19 protein-coding genes are annotated in these 25471 nt (G+C 45.0%); 15 read left to right on the forward strand and 4 right to left on the reverse strand.

Annotated features, from left to right (window positions below):
• Positions 1-278 precede the first annotated feature (278 nt).
• From fdhD to QE422_RS08980, 3 genes are all read left to right on the forward strand, one after another.
• Entirely contained in the window at positions 279-1151 is an 873-nt protein-coding gene (fdhD, locus tag QE422_RS08970) for a formate dehydrogenase accessory sulfurtransferase FdhD (protein WP_307456995.1), read from the forward strand.
• Positions 1152-1292: 141 nt separating this feature from the next.
• Complete coding sequence (locus QE422_RS08975; protein ID WP_307456997.1) at positions 1293-1643, forward strand: hypothetical protein; 351 nt, start codon at positions 1293-1295, stop codon at positions 1641-1643.
• A gap of 24 nt (positions 1644-1667) precedes the next feature.
• The gene (locus QE422_RS08980; RefSeq protein ID WP_307457000.1) at positions 1668-4061 is read left to right on the forward strand and encodes an FdhF/YdeP family oxidoreductase; all 2394 of its coding nucleotides are present in this window, start codon (positions 1668-1670) and stop codon (positions 4059-4061) included.
• A gap of 491 nt (positions 4062-4552) precedes the next feature.
• On the opposite strand, the gene QE422_RS08985 is transcribed toward QE422_RS08980, so the two are convergent.
• Complete coding sequence (locus QE422_RS08985) at positions 4553-5146, reverse strand: NTP transferase domain-containing protein (protein ID WP_307457003.1); 594 nt, start codon at positions 5144-5146, stop codon at positions 4553-4555.
• A 415-nt stretch (positions 5147-5561) separates the two neighbouring features.
• Between QE422_RS08985 and QE422_RS08990 the strand changes: the two genes are divergently transcribed.
• The 4 genes from QE422_RS08990 to QE422_RS09005 all read left to right on the forward strand — a co-directional run bounded on the left by QE422_RS08990 (position 5562) and on the right by QE422_RS09005 (position 11851).
• On the forward strand, positions 5562-6020 hold the full coding sequence (locus tag QE422_RS08990) for a hypothetical protein (protein WP_307457006.1): 459 nt from the start codon (positions 5562-5564) through the stop codon (positions 6018-6020).
• Positions 6021-6123: 103 nt separating this feature from the next.
• Positions 6124-7206, forward strand: a complete 1083-nt coding sequence (locus QE422_RS08995; protein ID WP_307457009.1) for an efflux RND transporter periplasmic adaptor subunit — start codon at positions 6124-6126, stop codon at positions 7204-7206.
• 15 nt (positions 7207-7221) lie between these two features.
• Complete coding sequence (locus QE422_RS09000) at positions 7222-10383, forward strand: efflux RND transporter permease subunit (protein ID WP_307457012.1); 3162 nt, start codon at positions 7222-7224, stop codon at positions 10381-10383.
• Entirely contained in the window at positions 10376-11851 is a 1476-nt protein-coding gene (locus QE422_RS09005; protein ID WP_307457015.1) for a TolC family protein, read from the forward strand. Before QE422_RS09000 ends, QE422_RS09005 begins: the two co-directional genes overlap by 8 nt.
• Before the next feature lie 157 nt (positions 11852-12008).
• Here the strand turns inward: QE422_RS09005 and QE422_RS09010 are convergent, their stop codons facing one another.
• The gene (locus QE422_RS09010) at positions 12009-12374 is read right to left on the reverse strand and encodes a transposase (protein ID WP_307457017.1); all 366 of its coding nucleotides are present in this window, start codon (positions 12372-12374) and stop codon (positions 12009-12011) included.
• A 272-nt stretch (positions 12375-12646) separates the two neighbouring features.
• Complete coding sequence (locus QE422_RS09015; RefSeq protein ID WP_307457020.1) at positions 12647-15019, reverse strand: outer membrane beta-barrel family protein; 2373 nt, start codon at positions 15017-15019, stop codon at positions 12647-12649.
• Between the two features lie 130 nt (positions 15020-15149).
• Here QE422_RS09015 and QE422_RS09020 point away from each other — a divergent pair, with 130 nt between their 5' ends.
• From QE422_RS09020 to QE422_RS09035, 4 genes are all read left to right on the forward strand, one after another.
• On the forward strand, positions 15150-16616 hold the full coding sequence (locus QE422_RS09020; RefSeq protein WP_307457022.1) for a sensor histidine kinase KdpD: 1467 nt from the start codon (positions 15150-15152) through the stop codon (positions 16614-16616).
• The gene (locus QE422_RS09025) at positions 16606-17295 is read left to right on the forward strand and encodes a response regulator transcription factor (RefSeq protein WP_307457025.1); all 690 of its coding nucleotides are present in this window, start codon (positions 16606-16608) and stop codon (positions 17293-17295) included. Before QE422_RS09020 ends, QE422_RS09025 begins: the two co-directional genes overlap by 11 nt.
• Before the next feature lie 273 nt (positions 17296-17568).
• Complete coding sequence (gntA, locus tag QE422_RS09030; protein WP_307457026.1) at positions 17569-18258, forward strand: guanitoxin biosynthesis heme-dependent pre-guanitoxin N-hydroxylase GntA; 690 nt, start codon at positions 17569-17571, stop codon at positions 18256-18258.
• On the forward strand, positions 18259-18852 hold the full coding sequence (locus tag QE422_RS09035) for an urea carboxylase-associated family protein (RefSeq protein WP_307457030.1): 594 nt from the start codon (positions 18259-18261) through the stop codon (positions 18850-18852).
• Positions 18853-19552: 700 nt separating this feature from the next.
• Here QE422_RS09035 and QE422_RS09040 read toward each other — a convergent pair.
• Positions 19553-20470 (reverse strand): universal stress protein, encoded by a 918-nt coding sequence (locus tag QE422_RS09040; RefSeq protein ID WP_307457033.1) that lies wholly within the window; start codon positions 20468-20470, stop codon positions 19553-19555.
• A gap of 313 nt (positions 20471-20783) precedes the next feature.
• On the opposite strand from QE422_RS09040, the gene QE422_RS09045 reads away from it, so the two are divergent.
• The 4 genes from QE422_RS09045 to QE422_RS09060 all read left to right on the forward strand — a co-directional run bounded on the left by QE422_RS09045 (position 20784) and on the right by QE422_RS09060 (position 25471).
• A complete protein-coding gene (locus QE422_RS09045; RefSeq protein WP_307457036.1) occupies positions 20784-21251 on the forward strand; it encodes a (2Fe-2S)-binding protein in 468 nt (155 codons plus the stop codon).
• Between the two features lie 20 nt (positions 21252-21271).
• Complete coding sequence (locus QE422_RS09050; protein ID WP_307457038.1) at positions 21272-21904, forward strand: hypothetical protein; 633 nt, start codon at positions 21272-21274, stop codon at positions 21902-21904.
• Positions 21905-21913: 9 nt separating this feature from the next.
• A complete protein-coding gene (locus tag QE422_RS09055; protein WP_307457040.1) occupies positions 21914-24061 on the forward strand; it encodes a molybdopterin cofactor-binding domain-containing protein in 2148 nt (715 codons plus the stop codon).
• 285 nt (positions 24062-24346) lie between these two features.
• Positions 24347-25471: an XdhC family protein gene (locus tag QE422_RS09060; RefSeq protein ID WP_307457044.1), complete on the forward strand. Its 1125-nt coding sequence runs from the start codon at positions 24347-24349 to the stop codon at positions 25469-25471.

The following is a 25471-nucleotide window of genomic DNA, read 5'->3' on the forward strand; positions in this document are numbered from 1 at the left end:
GATTAAATAAAAATGCTGCAATTCAAAATCTTGAATTGGAAATATTTAATCAGTAGCCCCAAAGGACCGATTTAAATAGAATTATATAAAATCTGATGAAATGTCAAAGACAATCGTCTGACTTCGTCCACCTATGATTTCAGTCATAAAAGTTGTATATTTACTTCTGTGGTATTAAGATTGATGGATCATTCAGGCTGTCAGTATAAAATTGAAAATCGTAGGACAAAAACTGAAGTAGAATCTTATAATAAACATCATCCAAAATCCTTAAAAATATGAAAAGCGGTATCCTCGAACATAGTTCTGTGCAGAAAATAGAGATCGTCAAGGTAATAGACCATCTGAGTTTTTCCTGTACCGATGAGGTATCGGTAGAAGAACCTTTGGAAATTAGGATATCCTATGAAGCAGATGGGCATAAAATCGTAAAAAACATTTCCGTGACCATGCGCACACCGGGAAATGACGCGGAACTTGCAACAGGTTTTCTTTTTACGGAAGCAATCATTTCAGACAGGAATCAGATCAAAGGTGCATATCATCACCAAGAAGTCTGTTCCAGAAACAGTGGAAACACCATGATGGTGGAATTATCAGGAGGATTTTTGCCTCATCTGATGAACGCCGACCGGAATTTCTATACAACTTCCAGTTGCGGTGTCTGTGGAAAAGGCTCCATTGAATCGATCAAAACGGTAAGCCCTTTTCAAAACTTTGAAAAAAAGCAATGCGCTATTTCAATGGAAACGATTTATCAGCTGGCTGAAAAATTACGGACATTTCAAAGCAACTTCAGCGCGACAGGTGGAATTCATGCTTCCGGGCTTTTTGATTTACAGGGTAATCTGTTGATTCTGCGCGAAGATGTAGGCCGACACAATGCCTTAGACAAACTGATCGGAAATGCCCTGTTATCTGGACAATTACCACTTCAGGACCGAATGTTGGTTTTAAGCGGAAGGGCCAGTTTTGAGCTGATTCAGAAGGCTGCTATGGCAGGAATCTCAATTGTGGCGGCCATAGGTGCTCCATCAAGCCTGGCAGTAGACGTAGCAAAAGAGTTTGACATGACTTTACTTGGATTCCTGCGGGATAACCGGTGTAATATATACAATAAAAGCAGTCATGTTGAAATTACAATGGAGTAAGGAAACGAACATCTGTTTTATCAGATCAGCTTGCTGATCACCTCTTTGCTCCCTAAGCTCAGCATTAAGACAAATAAAACTTTGCGTTAAAAAATTAAAGCAGCGTACACGAACAGATATCAAACTGAAATATAAAATTTAATGAAAATCAGAATAAAAGACAACAGCATACGTTTTCGGCTTACCCAATCCGAAGTAGCGGAATTGGGCAAGAACGGAATCATTTCCAGCTACACGGAATTTCCTAATCAGACTTTCACCTATGCGATTGAAAGAACAGAGGAAGATGCGCTTTCTGCCGCATTTTCTGAAAACCGAATGGTACTTAGAATGCCGGCTCCGATGGTACATGAATGGGTATCCAGCGATAGGGTAGGATTCGATGGACAATCCGGAAAGATAAAAATATTGATCGAAAAAGATTTTGTCTGTCTGGATAATACATTGGAAGACCAGAGTGATAACTACCCGAATCCGAATGCCAAATGCTGAGGCCATCTTTATAATCACAAGAATATGGAAAACAATAAGCAAAATATAAATCAAGAGAAATCCGGTTTATCTAATGCCGCACAGCCGCCTTATCGGCTGGAAGGACTGAAACTTGAATCTCCTGAAAGCTGGGCAGCAGGAGCACCTGCCGTGATGCATTCGATACAGCAGCTAATAAGGGATGCTTCGACGCTACGGGGCGGTAGGGCGCTTTTCAGCATGAACCAGTTTGACGGTTTCGACTGTCCCAGCTGCGCCTGGCCGGATCCTGATCGCGATCGGTCACCAATAGCGGAATACTGCGAGAGCGGGGCTAAAGCTTTGGCCGAAGAAGCCACTGCTAAAAAGATTGGTGCTGATTTCTTCAGAGAAAACTCGGTGTATGATCTTTCGAAAATGACGGATTACCAGATCAGCCAGCTGGGAAGAATTGCTGAGCCGATGTATCTGCCGGAAGGCGGAACTCACTATCAGCCCATCAGTTGGGACAGTGCCTTCGAAAAAATTGCTGAAAAACTTAACGGCCTCGATTCGCCGGACGAAGCCATGTTTTATACTTCCGGGCGGACCAGCAATGAAGCGACCTGGGTGTATCAGCTTTTCGGTCGGGAATTCGGGACCAACAATTTCCCCGACTGTTCCAATATGTGCCATGAAACCTCCGGTTATGCCCTTACCCGCTGCCTCGGATTTGGAAAAGGAACGGTTAAACTGGAAGATTTTTATGAGTCCGATCTCATCATCATCATGGGACAGAATCCGGGGACCAATTCCCCAAGAATGCTTTCTGCACTTACCAAAGGCAAGAAAAACGGCGCTAAAATTATGGCAGTCAACCCATTGCCGGAAGCCGGATTGATGGGATTCAAGGATCCTCAGAAACCGTTGGCTCTCATCAGCAAACCTTTTGAACTTTCGGATCTGTACCTGCCTGTAAAAATCAACGGTGATATGGCTCTGCTGAAAGCTTTGCAGATCCTGCTTTTGGAAGAAGAAAAAAAAAATCCAGGAAAGGTCATTGATCATCAGTTTATTGCAGAAAAAACAGCAGGATTTGAGGCTCTGACTGAAGAATTAAAACGTTACGACCTTGAATTTTTAGCAGAAGAATGCGGCATTCCGATGGCAAAGCTTAGAGAAGCGGCTAAGATGATTGCTGAAAAGAAAAGGATTATCATTTGCTGGGGAATGGGCATTACCCAGCAGCACAACGGGGTAAATATGATCTTCAATATTGTCAACCTGCTGTTGATGAAAGGAAGCATCGGCATTAAAGGCGGGGGAGTCTGCCCGGTTCGCGGACACAGCAATGTGCAGGGAAACCGTACACTTTTGGTGAACCATAAACCAACAAAAGAACAGCTGGATGCGCTGGAAAAATTTTATGGATTCCAACCGCCGCGGGAAGGTGGGTACGATGTGGTGAAAGCCATTAAAGCCATGCACGAAGGAAAAGTGAAATTCATGTTCTGCATGGGTGGAAATCTCTTGTCTGCTGCTCCCGATACCACTTACACGGCAGATGCCATGCGCAAGCTCGATATGTCGGTACTGGTATCCATCAAGCTCAACCGTGGCCATCTGATCCATGGAAAAGAAGCCCTTATTTTACCGGTAATTTCCCGCAGTGAAAAAGATATCGTTAATGGAGAGCTGCAGCACATCAGCACGGAAAACTCCATGGGGGTGGTGGAATGGTCCAGAGGAGTGCTCGAACCGGTTTCGGAACACCTGATCAATGAAACCCACGTTGCCTGCAGGATGGCGAAAGCGGTATTGGGTGACCGCTCTGTCATCGATTGGGACCGGTTTATGAACAGCTACGATGCAATCCGCGATGATGTTTCCCAATGCATTCCAGGCTTTGAAAATTATAACGAAAGGGTCGTGCAGAAAGGTGGATTTTACCTTCCTAATGCGCCGCGGGACGGAAAGTTCAGCAGTGAGCATACTCCGGGAAAAGCCGCATTCAATATCACTCCGATTCCGGACAATTCGCTGGCGGATGATGAATATCTGATGGCTACGACCCGAACCCATGATCAGTTCAATACGGTAGTGTACGGACTGGACGACCGGTACCGTGGAATCTTTAATGAAAGAAGAATTGTCATGATGAACGAAAAAGACATTGAAAAAGCCGGACTGAAAGAAGGCGAGAAAGTAGATCTTTTTAATTACGATGATGGCATCGAGCGAATTGCGCCTTTGTTTATCGTAGTTAAATATGCAATTCCTGAAAAAAGCACCATGACTTATTTCCCGGAAACCAATGTCCTCGTATCCATCAACAATGTGGTTGACGGCGCCAATATGCCCGCCTCCAAATACGTCCGCATCAAAATCCGCAAGCACGATCCGGAAATTTATCAGAAGATAGATAAACACATCGTAGCTGCTACAGGAACTGCACAATAATAAATATAACTTAATGCACGGACAGAAAAAAATGGCCGTGCATTGATTTATTAAAATCATAAAAACAATATTCCGTTCGTGTAAAATCTGTGTAAAAATTCAACATTAGTTCATGAAAAGCATGCCGTAGGTATGCTATCTAACTAATGCATTTGCTTCATCAGATCAGCTTGCTGATCTTCGCTCCCTTAAATTTTATTCAGCAAAAAATTAAAACTTTGCGTCAAAAAAATCCACACGGGAATTATCCGGAAAAATAGAAAAATCCAAATCTAAAAATTCCTGAAAATCGAAAAACAATACTCCATCGGAGTATAATCTGTATAAAAATTCAATATTAGTTCATGAAAAACATCCCGTAGGTATGCTATCTTACTAATGCATTTGCTTTATCAGATCAGCGTGCTGATCCACCTTCGCTCCCTTAAATTTTATTCAGCAAAAAACTGAAAACTTTGCATCAAAAAACCCGCAACAACTTCTTACCCCCTTTAAATAAGATCACCTTTCTTATGCCTCTTCATCATGCTTTCAATCTCCGCTGCCTCTTCCGGCGTATTGACGTTCCTCAAAACATGCGGATTTTCAGACTTCAGCATCAGGATCTTGCTGTTCAGCAGAAACTTCCTGGGCGAATGACTCCCATTTTTAATAAAATCCAATAGCAAAGGGTAACTTTTAGGCTCCCAAATAGCAGCCAGTGGCTCCGGACCACCATCAAAAGGACCTTCATAGGTGGTAGCAACCTTTTCCGCATCCCTGTGTCTAACCAGAACATCCAGTGCCTTTTCATCCAGCAGCGGCATGTCACAGGCTACCACCAGCCAGGCCGTATCATTTCTAAAATGCAGTGCCGAAAGAATACCACCAAGCGGACCCATTTCGGGAAAAGCATCTGGAAGTCCATGATAATCCGAAGCGATCTGGTCCAGTTGGTCCGGACGGCAGGAGATAAATACTTCATCGCAAAATAGGCTCAGCAGGTCGGCCATAGCATATTGCTGTTCCTTTCCGTGCCAGTGGATCGCTTCCTTTGCTGTGCCCATCCGGGTACTTCTTCCGCCGGCGAGGACAAGGCCATTCATTATGGGCGTATTTTTCTGTTTTTTTGAAATCATTTTTAAGCATTACAGATGCTGGACTGTCTCAGCATAAAATTTATTAAATTAAATAATGATAGAGGTATAACATAAGGTTGCATTTATAATAAAATGAAGTGTTTATCTTGAAATTATCAAGTTATAATGGCTAACCGAATATTTGATAGAATTAAAATTAAGCAAAAATTTCAACACTTCAGCATGCTGAAAATAACGGTTTTAAAAATGTAAAGTTAAAATCTCTGCAGAATATTGAAGTTTTAGATCATTATTAAATCACGTCTTTGGTCCTGTGCTGTATGATTACAAACAAATTTTAATGCTTTTACAGTAATTTTAAACAATTTTTAATCTTTCTGTTTTTGTATAAATACCGAAGTTTGCTACATTTGTATCTACAATGAAAAGGGGACTTTATCAATATCTATACAGCTTGCTTTTTGCCATATTAACCGTTCTAGGGTTTTATTATGGGCAGCTTCAGCAGTATATTTCTGCTGATAATGATTTTGTCTTCGAATGTAGCTCAGAGATCTTAAGTAATCCGGACAGACAGTCTGCAAAGTCATTAATGTTTGATAATGCACACGAAACAGACGGCTCTCTGACCACCCAACATCCGCGCTTCAATAAAATCCGCGCCAACCTTTCCGAAAATGATACTGAAAACGATGATACCGTAGAACCCGGAACTTCATCAGCACTGATGATGCTTTACAGAGATGGCTTCTGGCATCTGATTTCGGATTTCGTTACCACGTTTCACGATCGTAAAATTGCCATTTCACTGGCTCATTTCGAGCTGCTAAAACCTCTTTGTGATGATCTGTACATCCAGTACAGGGTCATCCGCCTGTGATTCCACACGGTCTTTCCGAAAAATATAACGGCTTTCACTTTGCGATGAAAGCCTGACATCCTATTTCTCAAATTTCAAATTATTATTTAAATGTATTAAGATCATGGTCAAGAAAAGTCTCATGTATGTAAACCTGTGCCTGATATTCTGGTGCGTAAGCTGTCAGTCTGAAAAGAAAGAAAAAACGGAGGCAGCCACATTCAATGTTACAAGCCCTTTGGTAAAAGATACTCTGATTGATAAAGAGTATGTGGCGCAGATCCGTTCTATCAACCACATTGAGCTCCGTGCGCAGGAGAAAGGCTATATCCAGTCGATCTATGTGGACGAGGGGCGGTCTGTAAAAAAAGGACAGCTGCTGTTTAAAATTATGCCCAACCTGTATCAGTCTGATGTAAACAGGGCTAAAGCAGAAGCGAAATATGCCGAAATTGAATACCAGAACACCAAAAACCTTTCCGACAAAAATATTGTGGCACCGCAGGAAATGGCGATGGCTAAAGCGCGGTACGACAAAGCCAAAGCCGAACTGGCCTCTACCGATACCCATCTGAAATTTACTGAAATCCGTGCTCCTTTTTCCGGGATTGTAGGGAAGCTGCATGTGCGTAAGGGAAGCCTCGTGGATGATGGGGAACTGATGACCGAGTTGTCGGACAACAGCAAAATGTGGGTGTATTTCAATGTCCCGGAGGCGGAATACCTGAACCAGATGACGGACCGCAAAAACGAACCCCTCCATGTACGTCTGAAAATGGCCAACGGAAAAGAATTCAGCCAGCAGGGGATCGTGGAAACCATAGAATCCGACTTCGATAATGAAACCGGGAACATCGCCTACCGGGCTACCTTCCTGAACCCTACCGGACTCCTCAGATACGGGGAAACCGGGAATGTCCTTATTACTTCTCCGTACCCCAATGCTGTAATGATTCCGCAGAAAGCCACTTTTGAAGAACTGGAGAAAAAATACGTGTATGTAATTACCAAAGACAATAAGGTGAAAGCCCACGAAATTAAAGTGGCTGCCGAGCTGCCGCATATCTATGTCGTGGCTTCAGGATTGAAAAAAGATGACAGGATTTTGCTGGACGGGCTCAGGCTGGTGCAGGAAAACCAGAAAATCAATACCAGGTTCCAAAAGCCTGAAAAAGTAATGTCGAACCTGGATCTTTATGCCGAGTAACCCAAAAGTAGCATTATGTTTAAAAAAGTAATACACAGGCCGGTTTTCGCCATTGTGATATCGGTGGTTATCTTATTTATCGGGGGGCTGGCAATCAAGCAGCTCCCTACCGAGCAGTTTCCTAAAATTGCACCTACTACGGTTGCCGTTTCCATCGCCTATCCGGGGGCAAGTGCGGATGTACTCGTAAAATCATCACTCATTACCATAGAAAATGCCATCAACGGGGTCCAGGGAATGCGGTATATCACTACGGATGCCACAAGTGCCGGGGAAGCCACGGTGAATGTGGTCTTTGATCCCGGCACTAATCCCAATGAAGCGGTTGTACTCGTGAAAACCAGGGTAGACCAGGTGATGCCGCTTCTGCCGGAGCTTGTGCAGAAAGAAGGGGTAGTGGTAAACCCGATCCAGCCGAGTATGCTGATGTACGTCAACCTGTACAGCACCAGTAAGGACATGGATGAAAAATTCCTTTACAACTATGCTACCGTTAATATCATCCCGGAAATCAACAGGATCCACGGGATCGCCAAATCCCAGATCCTGGGAAGCCGGAGGTATGCCATGAGGATCTGGCTGAACCCGGACAGGATGCGTGCCTACGACCTTTCCGTGGATGAGGTAATGAAAGCCATCGGGGAGCAGAGCATCATCGGGCGTCCGGGAAGGATCGGGCAGAGTTCGGGGATTGCGGCGCAGTCGCTGGAGTATGTGCTTACCTACAAAGGCCAGTACAACACGCCGGAAGAATATGAGAACATTATCGTGCGTTCCAATTCAGAAGGGGAGAACATTAAGCTGAAGGATGTGGCGAAAGTGGAGCTGGGAAGTGAGTTCTTTGATATTTATTCCAATCTTGACGGGCATCCTTCCGCTTCTATTGTATTGAAGCAGAACTACGGAAGTAATGCCAATGACGTGATCAAGGACGTAAAGGCCAAACTGGAGGAAATGAAAGCCAACTTTCCTCCGGGAGTCGATTATAAAATCAGTTATGACGTTTCGCAGTTCCTCGATGCTTCGGTGGAACAGGTACTGCATACATTGAGGGATGCATTCATCCTTGTGGCGATTGTGGTATTCATCTTCCTGGGCGACTGGCGTTCAACGCTGATCCCGATTATCGCTGTTCCGGTTTCCCTGATCGGGACGTTCTTTGTGATCCAGCTGTTCGGGCTGTCCATCAACCTTGTGACGCTCTTTGCTTTGGTATTGGCGATCGGGATTGTGGTGGATAACGCCATTGTGGTGATTGAAGCCGTACATGCGAAAATGGAGGAGAACGATATGTCTCCGTATAAAGCAGTAAAAGAAGTAATGGGCGAAATTGCCGGAGCGATCATTGCCATCACGGCGGTAATGGTGGCGGTATTCATCCCGATCTCCTTCATGACAGGACCGGTAGGGACATTTTACCGTCAGTTTTCCATCACCATGGCCAGTTCCATTGTGATTTCTGCAGTGGTAGCGCTTACTTTGACGCCGGTTCTTGCTGCGATGCTGTTAAAGAACAACCACGGAAAACCTAAAAAATCCAACCTGTTTACCAGATCATTGGATTCCTTTAACCGCGGGTTCGATAAAATTACCGGGAAATATGCTTCCTTTTTAAGAAAGATTGTCAGCCGCAAGGTAGTAACCTGGGGAATCCTGATTGCCTTTTGCGTAGGGATTTTCATTGTAAACAAAACTTTGCCGGGAGGATTTATCCCGAATGAAGACCAGGGAACCATTTACGCCATCATCCAGACGCCGCCGGGATCTACTTTAGAGCAGACCAACAAAGTGTCGCGGGCTTTGCAGAAAATCTGTCAGGGCGTGGATGGTGTCGAATCCGTTTCATCACTGGCTGGATATGAGATTATGACCGAAGGCCGGGGGTCCAATGCCGGAACCTGTCTCATCAACCTGAAAAGCTGGGGCGACCGTAAGCATGATGTAAAGGAAATTATGGAGGAGCTGGAAGAAAAATCCAAAAACCTCGGGGCAACCATCGAATTCTTTGAACCGCCGGCAGTTCCCGGATTCGGATCTTCCGGAGGATTCTCCGTGCGTTTGCTGGACCTGAACAGAACCACCAACTACCAGGATTTCGATAAGGTGAACAAAGACTTCATTGCCCAGCTTAAAAAACGGAAGGAACTGACCGGAGTATTTACATTCTTCGCAGCGAATTACCCTCAGTACGAATTGGTTTTCGATAATAATGCCGCGATGCAGAAAGGCGTCTCAATTGGTAAGGCGATGGATAACCTCAATATCCTGATCGGGAGTACCTACGAGCAGGGATTCATCAGATTCGGGCAGTTTTTCAAGGTATATGTGCAGTCGTCACCGGAATTCAGGAGGCTGCCTACTGATATCATGAATCTGTATGTAAAGAACGATCATGGCGAAATGGTTCCGTATTCTGCGTTTATGACAATGAAGAAAACCCAGGGGCCTAACGAGATTACGAGATACAATATGTACAACTCAGCAGCGATCCGCGGGCTTCCGGCACCCGGCTATACTACGGCAGATGCCATCCAGGCGATCAACGAAACTGCGGCGAAGAGCCTGCCTCACGGCTATAAAGTGGCTTGGGAAGGATTGTCTTATGACGAAGCACAGCGCGGTAACGAAGCCATTTATGTATTCCTGGTGGTACTCGTGTTCGTATACCTTGTACTTGCGGCGCAGTATGAAAGCTTTATCATTCCGTTTGCCGTACTGCTGTCCCTTCCGGTCGGAGTATTCGGTTCTTTCTTATTGCTGAAAGCGATGGGACTGGAAAATGACATTTATGCTCAGGTGGGGCTGATTATGATTATCGGGCTTTTAGGTAAAAATGCCGTGCTCATCGTGGAATTTGCCGTGAAGAGAAGGCAGGGGGGAGATTCTATCCTGGAAGCGGCGATTAAAGGCTCAAAAGCCCGTTTCAGGCCGATCCTTATGACCTCCTTTGCATTTATTGCCGGATTGGTACCATTGGTATTTGCCAGCGGGGCCGGAGCGATCGGGAACCATACCATCGGGGCTTCCGCATTGGGCGGAATGCTCATCGGGACGCTGTTCGGGGTAATTGTGATCCCGGGACTCTATTACATTTTTGCCAAATTATCAGATGGCAGGAAAATGATCAAAGACGAAGACGAATCACCATTAAGCGAAGACATGATCCATTATGAATAAGAACAGAAAAAAAATATACCAATACGCAGGCTGGTCGGTGCTGCTGCTCGGCCTTGCAGCGTGTAAGCCCGTCGAAATTCAGCAGCGGGCGGAGAACAGGACCGTACCGGAAAAATATGCCGGTGCCGAAAATGACAATACCAATTCCGGAAAGCTGAAATGGAACGAATATTTCAGCGACCCAAATCTCCAGGCCCTCATCACCGAAGCCCTGAAAAACAACCAGGAGCTGAACATCATGCTCCAGGAAATCGAAATTTCGAAAAATGAAATCAAAGCCCGGAAAGGGGAGTACCTGCCTTCCGTAGGCCTGAAAGCGGGAGTTGGCGTAGACAAGGTCAGCCGATATACCAATATCGGTGCTATGGAAGACAATACCGAGATCGTACCCGGAAAAGAAATGCCGGATCCGCTCTTCGATTTTGGGGCCGGTGTTCAGGCCAAATGGGAAACCGATATCTGGGGAAAGCTCCACAACGCTACCCGTGCGCAGGTACAGCGTTACCTGGCCAGCATCGAAGGCCGGAACTTCATGGTCACCAACCTTATTTCCGAAATTGCCGATTCCTATTACGAGCTGTTGGCGCTGGATAATGAGCAGGTAATCCTGAATGAAAACATCAAGATCCAGAACGATGCGCTGAACATCATCAAGGAGCTGAAAAAGAACGCCCGTTCCAATGAGCTGGCCGTGAAAAGATTTCAGGCACTCGTGCTGAAAACCCAGGGTATGCAGTACGATATTCAGCAAAAAGTTGTGGAGACCGAAAACCGCATCAATTACCTGGTGGGAAGGTTCCCGCAGCCGGTAGAGCGCAGCCATGATAATTTCGATACCGTGGTTCCGCCGGTGGTCTATGCCGGGATACCTTCCGAGTTGCTGGAAAACCGTCCGGACATTAAGGAAGCGGAGTACGAACTGGCTGCCACCAAGCTGGACATCAAGTCGGCGAAGGCCAGATTTTATCCTTCGCTGGACATTGGGGCCGGAATCGGGTTGCAGGCCTTCAATCCTGCCTATCTGATCAAACCGCAATCCTTGCTGTTCTCGCTCGCCGGTGAGCTTACCGCACCGCTGATTAACCGGGCTGCCATTAAAGCGGCTTACTACAATGCCAATGCAAAGCAGGTACAGGCCGTTTACCATTATGAGCAGACCGTCCTGGCCGCTTACATCGAAGTAGCCAACCAGCTGGCGAAAATGCAGAACATGAAAAGCAGCTACGACATCAAGGCGCAGGAAGTGGATGCCTTAACCCAGTCCATCGACATTTCCAACGACCTGTTCAAGTACGCCCGGGCCGATTACATGGAAGTGCTGCTCACCCAGCGCGATGCTTTGGAGTCTAAATTTGAACTGGTGGAAAAGAGGATCAACCAGCTGAAAGCCAGCGTCGCCATCTACCGGGCACTTGGCGGCGGTTGGGATCAGAATCCCCTCACGCCTCCGGATATCATTAAAAAATAATAAACTTCTATATAGCTAATTTTTTCATGCAGAGTCCACTTTGGTGGGCTCTGTTTTTTATACTCTAAATTTCCTCCCGATGATTTTTACCGCAAAGTTTCTGTGTTAATACACAAGTAAAACAATTTTTTTTTAACTTTGTTTATAATTAAGGCGGTTATGAACCAGCCAGTATGGAGCAACTTTCGTTTTCGGATTTTGCTCCTTTATTTTTTTGTCCATCATAATCATTTTGATAAGGGATCTCTGTTTTGAAAATAACGTACATTAATTCCAATAGTTTCCTTGCTACGGCCACAATTCCTTTCATTTTTATCCCTGTTCTTTCAACAATCCGGATGTATATCGCTTTATATGCCGGTATGCTTCTTATGGCAGTGATGGCTGGAAAATACATTGTTCGTCGAAGATGCTTGTTTCCTCGTTTCGATATCCTGGGCTTACCTTTGACCGACGTTCCCGATATTTTTTCCTTTACATCAAACCCGGCATAGCTCGTGAGCTGCTTTTTATTTCTAATCATCGAAAAGCCATTGGTCACAAAAGATATTTATGTTACTTAAAAGTCGAATGCTTTAATGTAAACAAGTATACAAAAGTTTTTAAAAATCTCTGATTTTTATCTCCTGTGCTCTAAAATATACACAAACTCTAAAATTCTCTCTTTGTGACTAATGTGTTGAAATAAAGCGCCATCATCCGTGTATTCTGTGCGACCCATTGTAGGTTTCTAAAAAGCAAAAAAGCTCCGGATGTGGCAACATCCGGAGCCTTTCATTTATCAAAAGAACAAAACTACTGCGCTCTCTTCCTTTCCTCTTCACTGGCCGTTGTGCGGTTCCGGGAAGCGGCTACGTTCTTACCGAGACGGTACAGCAGGCTGAGGCTTACGAAACGGCTTTCGCGCTGGTAGAAAAAGCGGCTCTGCTGGTCCTGGAAATTGATGCTGACCTGATTGTTGTTCTTATTAAAAACATCGGTCACTGCAAGGCGCAGGGTGCCGGCGTTGTTCAGGATGTTCATTTTGACGCCGATGTCTACAAAAGAATTGGCACGCACGCGGTACACGCCCTGGATGCCGGCACTGTTGTACATCCCGTTGATTTCCGCTTTCAGTCCGATTTCCTTATCAATGGAAAACGACTGGTTCAGCGATCCGGAAAAAGAAATCATATGATTGTCATAACTTCCGGACAAATAATCCGACTTTTCACGCTGGCGGTACACATCTGCGGTGATATTCACATCCCACCAGGACGCAGGCTTTACCTGTCCTGAAAAGCGGAGGCCTGCCATCGCGCTCAGTCCGAGGTTGGCCTGGGTTCCGTAGTACCGTTTCGTCTCGTTATCCTGCACATCGATATTGGTGAACACATCGCGGGTGGAAGTGTAGTAGGCGGTTAGGTTATAGTTCTGCCGATACGTGTACCCAGCTTCTATACTGTGGACAAAAGCAGGTTGCAGGGCCGGATTTCCCACGTAGACGCTGTACGGTGAAGAGAATCGTTTGGTCGGGTTCAGCCGATTGTATTCCGGGCGTTCGAGGCGATAGGCATAATTCAGTAAGAACTCATGGTTATCTTTTGGCTTATACTGAAGGAATAAGGTCGGAAACAGTTTGAAATAATTTCTTTCGTTGAGCTGGTTCAAGTTCTGCTGGAACCCGCTGGTCCGGGTATACTCGCCGCGCAGTCCGCCCTGGAATGTCCATTGTCCGAAGCTGCCCGAAACGCTGGTATAAGCGGAAGCTACATTTTCCCGGTAGGTAAAGTGGTTGCGGTTGGCTTCTACCGCCATCAGTACCGATCCGTCACGGTTGAAATAATCGAAAATATTGATGCTCCGGGTGCTGCTGTATTTGATGCCTGAGGTCACGTCCAGTTCTTTTCCGGCTTTGAAATGATAATCCGCTTTTCCTGAAACAATGCTGATGTCCTGCGAGCTTGGCGTGTAAATATGAAAGAACGCCGAAGTTGCGCTGCCGTCGGGAAGCAGGGTAACATTGTCGGTAAAAGAGCGGTTGGCATTCCGGAAAGGCGAATAATCGAGATCGATGTTCAGGCTGCTTTTCGCGGAATCGAGTTTCAGGTTATAGTTCAGATTATACGCAAACTGATTGCCTAAAGAAGAAGCATAATTGTCGGTATTCAGCGTGGAATCCAGTTTCATGGCCGGCGAAGTGATCCGGGTAAAGGTATGGCCTTCGGATCCGCCTTTGCGGTTGTTTCCGGTCAGCAGGAAACCCAGCACCTGGTTATCGGAAACCTGGTAATCAACACCCAGACGGTAGGCATGCGTATCCGAATGGTAAACCGAAGGATTGGTACCGTCCCACAATGAGCTTCCGTAATTAATAAAAGTATTGTGATCCTGAACGGTATGACGGCGGGTAAATCCGTAATTGCCGAAAACATTCCATTTGTTTTTGCGGTAATTGAAAGTGGTGTTCCCTGTAAATCCCGTGTAGTGGCCCTGCGTGATCCCGCCGTTCAGGCTGAGGTTAAAGCCCTGTTTTTTTGATTTTTTGGTGATGATGTTAACAACGGAAGCGCCTTCCGCATCAAACCTTGCGGGCGGATTAGAGAAAATCTCGATCTGCGCTACCTGGTCAGACGGCATGCCCTGAAGATAGGCCGCCAGGTCGTCACCGGAAAGCTGTAAAGGTTTTCCGTCCAGGTAGATCCGGACGTTCTTCCGGTTGGCTGTTACCGCATTGGCTGAACTGACCTGGACACCGGGTGCTTTGGTCAAGGCTTCCCATGCGCTTCCCCCCGAAGCGATAATGCTGTTTTCAACATTAAAGCTCACGCGGTCGATTTTCCTTTCGATCAGCGGTTTCTTTTTGGTAACGGTGACTTCCTGGATTACATGCTCACTCTTCTGCAAGATCAGGTCCAGGTTTTCTTTCGGAAGCGTGACTTCCATTTCTATTGGCTGATAGCCTGAAAGCGTTGCGGTCAACGAATAACTTCCCGCCTCTGAAAACGTCAGGCTGAAATTTCCAAGATCGGAGAAAGCGGAAGCTACCGGTTTCTGGTCTTTTTTTAAACTAATCGTCACAGCGTCCAGCATCCGGCCGTCGGTGTCTTTCACGGTTCCTTTCAGAACGTTCTGGGAATGCATAAGTCCTGAAATGCAGATCAGGAGAAATAAAATCGTATTTTTCATACCGCAAACCTACGGCGGTCTATGGTTAAGGCCCGTTAAGCACGGTTAAACAACATTAACCAAGGTTAATTAAGGTTAAATCTTTCCCGGCTGCTTCGTAATATTCCATAATTATCATGAAATTAGCGGTATGAAATGGCTCTCCAACCGATATGCTTATCCGCTCGTTATTTTGGCTATGATCGCCAGCGTCGGCCTTCAGGCAGCGTGGCTGATCCAGCTGTTCCGTGCCCAGCAGGTGCAGGTGAAAAGGGATCTCGACCAGGCCGTGGCCAACGCAGCCCGCGTTAGTGAATACCTGAGTGTGGCCCCTGGACATGAAAACAACGACAATTTCCGGGATTTCTTTCTCTCTCCGGAGTGGCTTCAGCTCAAGCAGGCTTATACCCAGATGCGACAGATCGGTGTTGCCAGCCGCTTTGAAACCGAGATGAAGAACGACAGCACGCGGATCAGCATGAGTCTGAAAATTGCCAACCACCGCCCGCCCGGTCCCCGGAAATCCAAAATGATCTCTATTTTCGACGAAGGGGAAACCTTGCAATCCGTTATGGCTGCAGACAAAAAAGACCTGAAGCGGATGGACAGTCTCGTAAAACTCGAATGCCGCCGCCAGCAGATCAATGAAGACAGCTTTTATATACTGTACGATTACAGGACAGGAAAACCCGAGTCTGGAGAAGACTGGAAAAAAGCGAAGTATGCCGATTACCAGAGCCCGCATTTCGGCTATAATCTCAATTTTTTTATTCATACTTATCAGCTGGTAGTGCCTTCCGTTACCAAAACCGTGATGTACAGAATGCGGTACTATTTTATTTCATCCCTGCTGATGATCCTGCTTACCGGATTGGCTTTCTGGTTTCTCTTCAGAGTAATGCGGAGCGAACGTCTGTACACCAGGGCACGTCTTGCGTTTACCGGAAATATGACGCACGAACTGAAAACACCGGTGGCCGTCATCGAAGCTGCCCTGGATTCAATTACAAGGTATCATCTAGCTAATGATCCGGAACGGTTGGAAAATTACCTGAATATCAGCAAAAATGAAATCAGCCGGCTGAATGCAATGATCGACAAAGTGCTGAATCTGGAACAGCTGGACAACGGGGAAATCAATCTCCGCCCGGAACTGTACGATGTACAGCAGGGGCTGGAAAGTGTGGTGTCTTCGATGAGGCTTCGCAACAACAGCGGTTTGGTAGCCATTCATTACTTTCCGTCGGATGAACCTTGTTTTGTAAACGGCGATCCGGTGCACCTGACGAATGTTTTTTACAATCTAATGGATAATGCCATTAAATACAGCGGCCCCGAAGCATCTGTAAAAGTATCCTGTGCTTCTGCGGATAATCAGATCGTGGTAACGGTGGAGGATAACGGGCCGGGGATCGACAAAATTTACCACAACCGCATTTTCGAAAGGTTTTTCAGGATCCCGGAAAATCCCGATATTCATACCGTAAAAGGAACCGGTCTTGGCCTCCATTATGTAAAGGAAATTATTACGCGGCATGGAGGAAAGATCGAAGTCGCCGCCGGACCGGGAAAAGGAGCGGTGTTTACCATTTATTTACCAGCTTACGATGAAATATAAAGTACTCTACGCCGAGGACGAAGCCACCCTCGCCGAAATCATTACCGACGGGCTCCGCAGCAGCGGCTACGAAGTCCAGCTTGCATCAGACGGGCAGCAGGCGTTACAGCTGTTTCAATCCGGCACACCGGACATCTGCGTTCTCGATATCATGATGCCGGTAAAAGACGGCTACACCTTGGCAGAAGATATCCGTAAACTGAACAGTGAAGTACCGATTATTTTCCTCAGCGCCAAATCTTTAGGCGATGATGTGGTGAGAGGTTTCAAAAGCGGGGGCAACGATTACCTGAAAAAGCCTTTTACGATGGGAGAACTGCTGATACGGATGGAAAGTCTGCTCACCCGTTTCGGAACTGCTGTTACGCAGCAGGCTCCTTCTTCCCACCGTAAAACTTTCGGCAACTGTGAACTGAATACCGTAAGCCAGGAACTGGCAACCCCAAAAGCAAGCTATAAAATTTCATACAAAGAAACCGCCATCCTCGAACTGCTGTTGGAGCACCGCAACGATCTGCTTCCCCGCCAGACCGCCCTGCTGAAAATCTGGGGCGATGACAGCTATTACAATGCACGCAGCATGGATGTTTTCATGTCGCACCTCCGGAAAATGCTGAAGGACGATTCCGAAATAGAATTGATGAGCATCCGTGGGGTAGGATATAAACTGATCTGCTGAAGATATTTTCCAAATTAAATAAAAGTTGATGAGAAAAACGCGGTAAATATTTATCCATAAAAAGGCAAGAATCAGATTACACAAAAAATCCGGTACCAATTTATGATCGAATTCATAAGCGTTTTTATATCTGTTATTTAAAAATATTTGTAAATCAATAGGTTGTAATTCAAATAGTTACCAATCTACTGTGCGGTAAGGTTGTTGTCTTTTTAACGCTTTTTAGGGATGCAAAAGGCATTTTGATGGCATGTACTTTGTGTAGTATTAGCCATGACACCACTTCACCAATCACAAAATACAGACCATGCGCTGCAGGTAAAATATGCTTTCCAGTCGTTTGTAGACGATAAGCTTTTTCCCTGTGTAGCGGCAAAAGCAGCGCTTACGAAAGACCAGATGCAGCTGTTTGTAGCAGGCCACTTAGCCTGCCCGAAAGATGATCGGGCCATTCTGGATTTTATTTACGAATTCATCGATCAATATAGAAAAGCGGAAAACCATTTCCATACGGCCTGCGTCATTTTTCCTGAAACCTATGGGATTTCCGAAGAGATTTTCGACCATTTGATGTGGCAGCGACTTCAGGCATTATCCGATCTGGACGCGCTTGAATATCCTTACGACAGCCGTGTGGATTCGGATCCTTCTTCGTCAAATTTCAGCTTTAGTTTAAAGGAAGAAGCCTTCTTTGTAATCGGACTTTCTCCGGTCAGCAGCAGGGATGCGAGAAAGTTTCAATATCCGACGATCGTCTTCAATCCGCATGCACAGTTTGAGGAATTAAGGTCTCTTAAAAGATATGACAAAATGAAGAATATTGTCCGCAAAAGGGATGTTGCCCTGAGTGGTTCAATCAACCCGATGCTTCAGGATTTCGGAGATGATTCGGAAGTTTATCAGTACAGCGGAATGCGTTATGGCAAGAACTGGGAATGTCCTTTTAAATACAACAACAAATAAATGAATACAATTTTACCACGCAGCGGAACGGCTTTTATTCTGAGAAAAGGGGAACGGTTAAAAATCACCGATATCAAAGGCGAGCAGGTCTCCGATTTTACCTGTTTCAATCTTGATGATACCAGGGAATATCTGTCTTCAGGGCGTACTATCGATTATGCTGAAACGATTTTCCTTACCAAAGGCCATCCTTTTTATTCCAACAGGAGCAACATTATGTTTAACATCATCGAAGATACGGTAGGGCGTCATGATTTTCTGCTGACACCCTGCAGTGCCGATACTTTCCGGATTATTTACGGGGATGAAAATCCGCATCGCGGATGTTTTGGAAACCTGTGCGAAGCGCTGGAACCTTTCGGTATCGATCCAGATACCATTCCGATCTGTTTTAATGTTTTTATGCATGTGGCAGTAGACGGGGAAACCGGTAAAATAAGCGTATTGCCGCCGAAAAGCAAAGAGGGGGATTACATTATTATCGAAGCAGTGATGGATCTTATCGTAGGGATGACGGCATGTTCAGCAGAAATGTCGAACAACTATTCTTTTAAGCCGATCGGCTATTCAATTATGAAAGAAAATGTAGAATAATTACCTTTAATTTTTTTAATATAAATCTGTAAACAGCCTCTCATGAAGGGGCTGTTTTTTTGTCGGAGTAGTGAGCCGCTTCTAACACATGAGTCACGAAAGAGAATTTAATAACTTGAAAATATTTTAGAACACATAAGATTAAAAATCTAAGATTTTTAAAAATTTTATGGGCTTAACAGCACAGCAGTTAACTTTATTAGTGATATGTATGTCTTTTGTGACTTTTGCGGGTAAATTTAAACCGAACATTTACGCAGGTTTTCACAGATAATCCCGGTGGCTTCGAGTAAATTTTAGCTACCAAAGTGTTCATTGAGCTGATACAATAAAAAACAACTTATATAGCTAATAAAAAAACTTATACAGCCACTTCAACATCCCGTTTGTCATCCCGTAGGGATCTCAATATAGTATTAGCGTAAAGCATTCAATATCTGCATTTAAATTCTTGTTAGAAATTGCAAATTCAACGTAATTGATTATATATAACACGAATAATGAAGTGTTTCAAAAACAATCTTTTATTTTGCCTCAGATATTTTTTATTATTTAACAAGTGAATCGGCGAACCTCCTCAAGGTTTCCTTCTGATGCGCTCTAAACTATTTTCAAAGTTGTATCCTTATTCTTACATGACTTAGGTGTTAAATTTTAAGATTACTAATTCAGCAAAACAAATGACTTATTTAGAAAAATCTTATCCCGGAAAAGGCATCGTAATATCGTAACCCAGGTCTTCACCAGCACCCGTTTCTGGTTTGATACGGTCGGGATCTTTAAAGAATAATAGGGGAACGGAAGTCCGGTTAATGATCTGCTTCAGGAAATTCTCAGAGAAGAAGGATTTCCAGTTTTCTTCATCCTGGTAATTCAGAATAATCAGGTCAAATTCGGAATTGTTGGAAACCTTTGAAATTTCCAGTGCTTTGTCGTTGCTTACGATAAATGAAGCGTTGTATTCGATATCGCTTTTCCTCAGTTCTTTTCTCAGTCCGATATAAGCTCTCCGGATGTCGGCAAACTGCTGTTCGGGCGAAATGCCCAGAAGACTGATCGTTCCTTTGTTTTTCTCGGCAATCAGTTTGGAAAGGTCGAACTTCTCATGCAGCTTATCCAGCACCCGTACCGGGACAAGGATCTTTTTGAAATTCAGCTGATGAGAATCCTCGGGAACCAGCATTACCGAACAGTTGGCTGCGGTGAGGATCTGGTAAGAAGAGGATCCCAGGATCAGTTCCTTAATGCCCTGTTTTCCGGATGCTCCTGTAATAACGAGGTCTACGGATTCTTCCTGTATCGTTTTATTGATGCTGTTGATGAGTGTATCATTTCCAATAACCGTGGTGCAGTTGGTAAAATCATACTGATCCCGCAGCAAATCTTTAATGCTGTTGAGGCTGGCCTCGATCTGTGCAAAATTTTGATCAACGGTTTCCTTACCCACCATTTGCCTTCCGGTACGGTCGATGATAAAAAAGCTGCTGAAATTATAAAAAAGGATGACCCGCGCATTGTGGCGTTTGGCCATATGAACGGCTACTTTTACAGCCTGGTCGGACCGTGTGGTAAAATCGGTCGTCACCAGAATGGTTTTTATGCTTATAAAATCTTTCATACTATTTGGATTAAAAACGCATTTAAAGAAAATGTCTTTTTAAAGAACATCAAGAATTATGCGCATGACGGTATTTTTTACAGTTAATTTCTGCAAATGGTATAAATAAATTTCTATTAATATTATTTTAATTAAAATATTTTATAGTTATCAATTTTTAAAAAATAGTTATATTTAGATAAATATTATATTTTTCCGGGTTCGACGTATTAATTTATGGAGTATTTAAATTTTTTTTGAATATAATTTAAATGATACAATTGGTCTGTTGCCGGAAAACATTCATCACTAGAAAAATCATTAACATATTGATATGGTATCATTAAATATTAACGGAAAAACCCACACGTTGGATGTCAGCGAAGACATGCCGATTTTATGGGTGCTCAGAGATATCGTCGGCCTTACCGGAACCAAATTCGGATGCGGCGTGGCCCAGTGCGGCGCATGCATGGTACACCTGGACGGCGATGCGGTACGGTCCTGCATCACCAAAGTAAAAAGGGCTGTTGGGAAAAAAATCATTACCATTGAAGGGCTTTCGCAGCACAATGACCATCCAGTTCAGAAGGCCTGGCAGGAAATAGATGTTCCCCAATGCGGCTACTGCCACTCGGGACAGATTATGGCTGCGGCCGTTCTTCTCCGGGAAAATCCTTCACCCACGGATGAAGATATCGATCTGGCTATGGCCGGAAACTTATGCCGTTGCGGTACCTACTCCCGCGTGCGCAAAGCCATTAAGATCGCCGCTGATTTACAAAAAAAAGGAACCGTTTAATTTTGAAAGATTAGAGGAGTATGATTACATTTTTCAAAAAGATAAAAATAAAATCCGGGCATTTATTCCAGGGCTTTTTTGTGGTGGCTATTTCGGCCAGTGCCTTTGGAATGGTAAGCCGGAACATGAATAAAACCTATTCTCCCGTTTCCGTGGTAAAAAAAGACAGCATCGCTTCGGTAAAAGCATTCGGGGAAGTCTATAAAGTTTTGATGAGCCCAAGGTGTCTCAACTGCCATCCGGCAGGAGATATTCCGCTGCAGGGGGAAGACAGCCATCTTCACCAGATGTACCCGGAACGAGGGACAGACGGGAAAGGTTTGTATGCGATGAAATGTGCCAACTGCCACCAGGATGAAAATACACCGGGCCTTCACATGCCGCCGGGAAATCCGAAATGGCACCTTCCGCCGGCAAATATGAAGATGGTATTTGAAGGAAAGAGTCCTCACGAATTGGCGAAGCAGCTGATGAACAAAAAAGAAAACGGAAACAAAAATGTAGAAGAGCTCATCAAGCATGCTGACGACGGGCTGGTACTGGCGGGCTTTAATCCTGCCGACGGATTGAAGAAACCTCCTTTAACCCACGCTCAGTTTAAGAAAGCATGGATCACTTGGTTAACCACCGGAGCCTACGCTCCTGCTAAATAATACAGGAATATGTCGAGAGAAACAGATTTTTCAAGAAGAAGATTCCTGCAGCTGGCAGGAATGGGAGGAGCCGCTTTATGCCTGGGAATATTCCCCGGTATTTCGAAGGCCTCCGTTATTACAGAGGGAGCCGCCCTCGCGGAAAATGTAGAAATGAATGCGTGGATCATCATCAATACTTCAGGCAAAATCATGCTGGTGGACCACCGGGCAGAAATGGGCCAGGGGTCTTATCATTCGGTTCCGCAGATTATTGCAGAGGAGCTCGAAGTGGATCTCAGCCAGGTAGAAGTTATCTTTGCCCAAGGCAGTACGAAATACGGAAGCCAGATCACCGGAGGAAGCTCCACGATCAGGACTTCTTACAAAAACCTCCTGAAACTGAGTGCAACGGCCCGCGAAATGCTGCGCCAGACAGCCGCCACGCGGTGGAATGTTCCATTGGCGGAATGTGTTGCCCGTAGCGGGAATATCATCCATCAGAAAACGTCCCGCAAATTCCATTACGGAGAGCTGGTAGCCGAAGCCTCAAAGCTTACCCCTCCGGAAAAAGTGGAGCTGAAGCCGCGTTCGGAATATAAAATCATCGGAAAGCCGATTAAAAGAATAGATACGCCTTTAAAGACAAACGGTGCTGCCGTATTCGGTCTTGATAAAAGACTGCCGGGAATGCTTTTCGCATCCGTGGAGCGAAATCCGCGGCTGCGCGGGAAAGTGGCGAGCTTCGACGATTCCCAGACCCGGAAAATAAAAGGCGTTAAAGACGTCATCAAAATCACCATGAAAGTATGGGATACCGACCGTGAAGGCGTTGCCGTCATTGCAGACAACAGCTGGGCAGCCCTTGAAGGCAGGAAAGCTTTGAAAGTAGTCTGGGACGATTCCGATTTTGATCACGTTAACACCGCGGATATTTATAAAAAACACCAGCAGTTGCTCCAGTCTGAAGAAGGGCTGACGGCCAAAGAAGAGGGGAGTGTTGATACGACGGCAAACGGAAGCAGAAAGAAAATAGAAGCGGTATACACCACACCGTACCAGTCGCATCTGGCTCTGGAGCCGATCAACTGTATTGCCCATTATCAGAAAGATAAAATAGAGATCTGGGGCCCGATCCAGGCACCGGACTGGATTCAGAAAGACGTCGCGAAAGCATTTAATATCGATGCGAAAAACGTAATAGTCAACATGACCTTCCTGGGTGGAGGCTTTGGAAGAAAAGCCTTCACCGATTATCCCAACGAAGCGGTAGCCATTTCCAAAAAGATCAATGCGCCGGTACAGGTCGTATGGTCAAGGGAAGATGATGCGACCCAGGGACCGTTCAGGCCGGGCGTATCTTACCGTGGAGAAGGAATCATTGAAAATGGTAAACTGACGGATCTTAAGTTCAGAATGGTCGGACAGAACATCAACCATTGGCAGAGCGGCAAAAAAGGAACTGCCAACCCAAGCACGACGGAAGGTTTTATGGAACCGTATTTTAAGACCATTAAAAACATAAAGTTCTCAGATATTCCTTTTGAAACCCCGGTGCCGGTATTGTGGTGGAGATCGGTATACGCTTCTACCAACGGCTTCGCTTATGAAAGTTTCATGGATGAAATCGCACGTAGCATGGGCATGGATTCTCTGGAATTTAGAAGACAATACATGAATGACGAGAGGACACACAAACTGATTGACAAGCTCGCAGAAGTGAGCCAGTGGAAAAGCAGTTCACCGCAGGAGGGATACGGGGTCGCGATCACCGAGTGTTTCAAAAGTACGGTCGGACAGGTCGTAAAAGTATCAAAACGAAAAGGCGGAGGAATAAAAATCGATAAAGTCTGGGCGGTCATCGACTGCGGCTGGTACGTAAATCCGGATATTATTGAAGCTCAGGTAGAAGGATCCATCGTCATGGCGTTGGGTGCTACGATGCATCAGCAGACATTTACCGATGGAAAAGCCGATCTCATGAATTACAACACCTACCTATTGCCGAGAATTTATGACATTCCGCCGGTTAAGGTATATATTATGGAAAATAAAGAAGATGCAGGCGGAGTAGGAGAACCGGGACTGCCACCGTTTGCCCCAGCGTTGGCCAATGCTATTTTCGACCTTACCGGAAAAAGAATCAGGACACTGCCTTTTGATCTGGCGAAATTGTAAAGTATATTTTCCATTTTTAAAAATGAATTTGTCGCAGATTATACCATGAGATTCAGTTTGTGATTATTGAAAATTAATTTAAATTAAACAGGCTAAAGATCAGACCGATGATAATCAAATATCGGATAAGTTCTTTGTGTTCTGATCTAAATTTTACAGTTTTTTCGGGGAATCTCCGCGATTAGCTTAATTTTTGATACTTCCTGATAATGCCGGTAAAATGAAGCCGGATCCTTATTCGGATAATTCGAGTTACAAGGAAAAACCGACAGCACCAGACGCTTTATGAAAGAGATCAATGACATAATAAAAGCCTACCGAAAGGCACAGGCCGAAGGTAAGAAAACAGCTTTGGCGACGGTCGTAAAGGTGGAAGGTTCCTCATACAGACAGCCCGGTGCACGAATGCTCGTGACCGAGGACGGCGAACTTACGGGAGCCATCAGCGGAGGATGCCTGGAAGGAGATGCCTTGAAAAAAGCATTGCTCGCCATCCATCAGCAGCAGAATAAACTGATTACTTACGATACCAGCAACGATGAAGACTCGGATTTCGGAGTACAGCTCGGCTGTAATGGGATTGTACATATTTTATTTGAATTCATTGATGCTGAGAAAAGCAATGTGATCGATTTACTGACCACAACGGCTGCAGAATGGCGTGATTCTGTTCTAACCTGCCTTTTTTCATTGGAAAGAGGGCAGAAGCAGGTCGGCACTGTTCTTTTTTACAGTCAGAATAAAGCGTGGCCGGAAAACAATCACTTTGAAGCATTGTCAGAAGATATGGCAAAGGTGCTTGAAAAGCAGACGTCTGTGGTTAAAACAATTACTTACAAAAATGTTTCTTACGAAGCACTCATCGAATATATTCCGCCTGCCGTTTCATTGGTGATCGCAGGAGCCGGAAATGATGTAAAACCATTGGTTGAAATCGCATCCGTTATGGGCTGGGAAATTACCGTGGCCGAAGGCCGGGTAAGCCACGCCACCGAAAAAAGGTTTCCTTTGGCGAACAACATCATGGTGGTGGGTGCCGATGATTTTGTAAATAACATCATTGTCGATGAATATACTTTCGTCGTGCTGATGACGCACAATTACCGGTATGATTTAACTGTTTTGAAAAACCTTCTGAACTGCCGGAACCGTTACATCGGTGTTTTAGGCCCGAAATCCAAGCTTAATCGGATGATCAGTGACCTGGCAGAAGAAGACGTTGTGGTTTCTCAGGAACAAATGGAAAGAATCTATGGACCGGTAGGGCTGGACATCGGAGCCGAAACTTCAGAAGAAATCGCCCTTTCGGTTACCGCTGAAATAAAAGCCGTACTGGAAGGCAAAAAAGGAAATTCATTACGATACAAAAAAGAAAAAATTCATCACGCTATCAGTGGTGATGCCCAATAA

Source organism: Chryseobacterium sp. SORGH_AS_0447, assembly GCF_030818695.1.
Lineage (GTDB): Bacteria > Bacteroidota > Bacteroidia > Flavobacteriales > Weeksellaceae > Chryseobacterium.

Bases quoted from the DNA above. Each gene is read 5' to 3' on its own strand.
- fdhD (WP_307456995.1), top strand. From the start codon at position 279: ATGAAAAGCGGTATCCTCGAACATAGTTCTGTGCAGAAAATAGAGATC.
- QE422_RS08975 (WP_307456997.1), top strand. From the start codon at position 1,293: ATGAAAATCAGAATAAAAGACAACAGCATACGTTTTCGGCTTACCCAA.
- QE422_RS08980 (WP_307457000.1), top strand. From the start codon at position 1,668: ATGGAAAACAATAAGCAAAATATAAATCAAGAGAAATCCGGTTTATCT.
- QE422_RS08985 (WP_307457003.1), bottom strand. From the start codon at position 5,146: ATGAATGGCCTTGTCCTCGCCGGCGGAAGAAGTACCCGGATGGGCACA.
- QE422_RS08990 (WP_307457006.1), top strand. From the start codon at position 5,562: ATGAAAAGGGGACTTTATCAATATCTATACAGCTTGCTTTTTGCCATA.
- QE422_RS08995 (WP_307457009.1), top strand. From the start codon at position 6,124: ATGGTCAAGAAAAGTCTCATGTATGTAAACCTGTGCCTGATATTCTGG.
- QE422_RS09000 (WP_307457012.1), top strand. From the start codon at position 7,222: ATGTTTAAAAAAGTAATACACAGGCCGGTTTTCGCCATTGTGATATCG.
- QE422_RS09005 (WP_307457015.1), top strand. From the start codon at position 10,376: ATGAATAAGAACAGAAAAAAAATATACCAATACGCAGGCTGGTCGGTG.
- QE422_RS09010 (WP_307457017.1), bottom strand. From the start codon at position 12,374: ATGATTAGAAATAAAAAGCAGCTCACGAGCTATGCCGGGTTTGATGTA.
- QE422_RS09015 (WP_307457020.1), bottom strand. From the start codon at position 15,019: ATGAAAAATACGATTTTATTTCTCCTGATCTGCATTTCAGGACTTATG.
- QE422_RS09020 (WP_307457022.1), top strand. From the start codon at position 15,150: ATGAAATGGCTCTCCAACCGATATGCTTATCCGCTCGTTATTTTGGCT.
- QE422_RS09025 (WP_307457025.1), top strand. From the start codon at position 16,606: ATGAAATATAAAGTACTCTACGCCGAGGACGAAGCCACCCTCGCCGAA.
- gntA (WP_307457026.1), top strand. From the start codon at position 17,569: ATGACACCACTTCACCAATCACAAAATACAGACCATGCGCTGCAGGTA.
- QE422_RS09035 (WP_307457030.1), top strand. From the start codon at position 18,259: ATGAATACAATTTTACCACGCAGCGGAACGGCTTTTATTCTGAGAAAA.
- QE422_RS09040 (WP_307457033.1), bottom strand. From the start codon at position 20,470: ATGAAAGATTTTATAAGCATAAAAACCATTCTGGTGACGACCGATTTT.
- QE422_RS09045 (WP_307457036.1), top strand. From the start codon at position 20,784: ATGGTATCATTAAATATTAACGGAAAAACCCACACGTTGGATGTCAGC.
- QE422_RS09050 (WP_307457038.1), top strand. From the start codon at position 21,272: ATGATTACATTTTTCAAAAAGATAAAAATAAAATCCGGGCATTTATTC.
- QE422_RS09055 (WP_307457040.1), top strand. From the start codon at position 21,914: ATGTCGAGAGAAACAGATTTTTCAAGAAGAAGATTCCTGCAGCTGGCA.
- QE422_RS09060 (WP_307457044.1), top strand. From the start codon at position 24,347: ATGAAAGAGATCAATGACATAATAAAAGCCTACCGAAAGGCACAGGCC.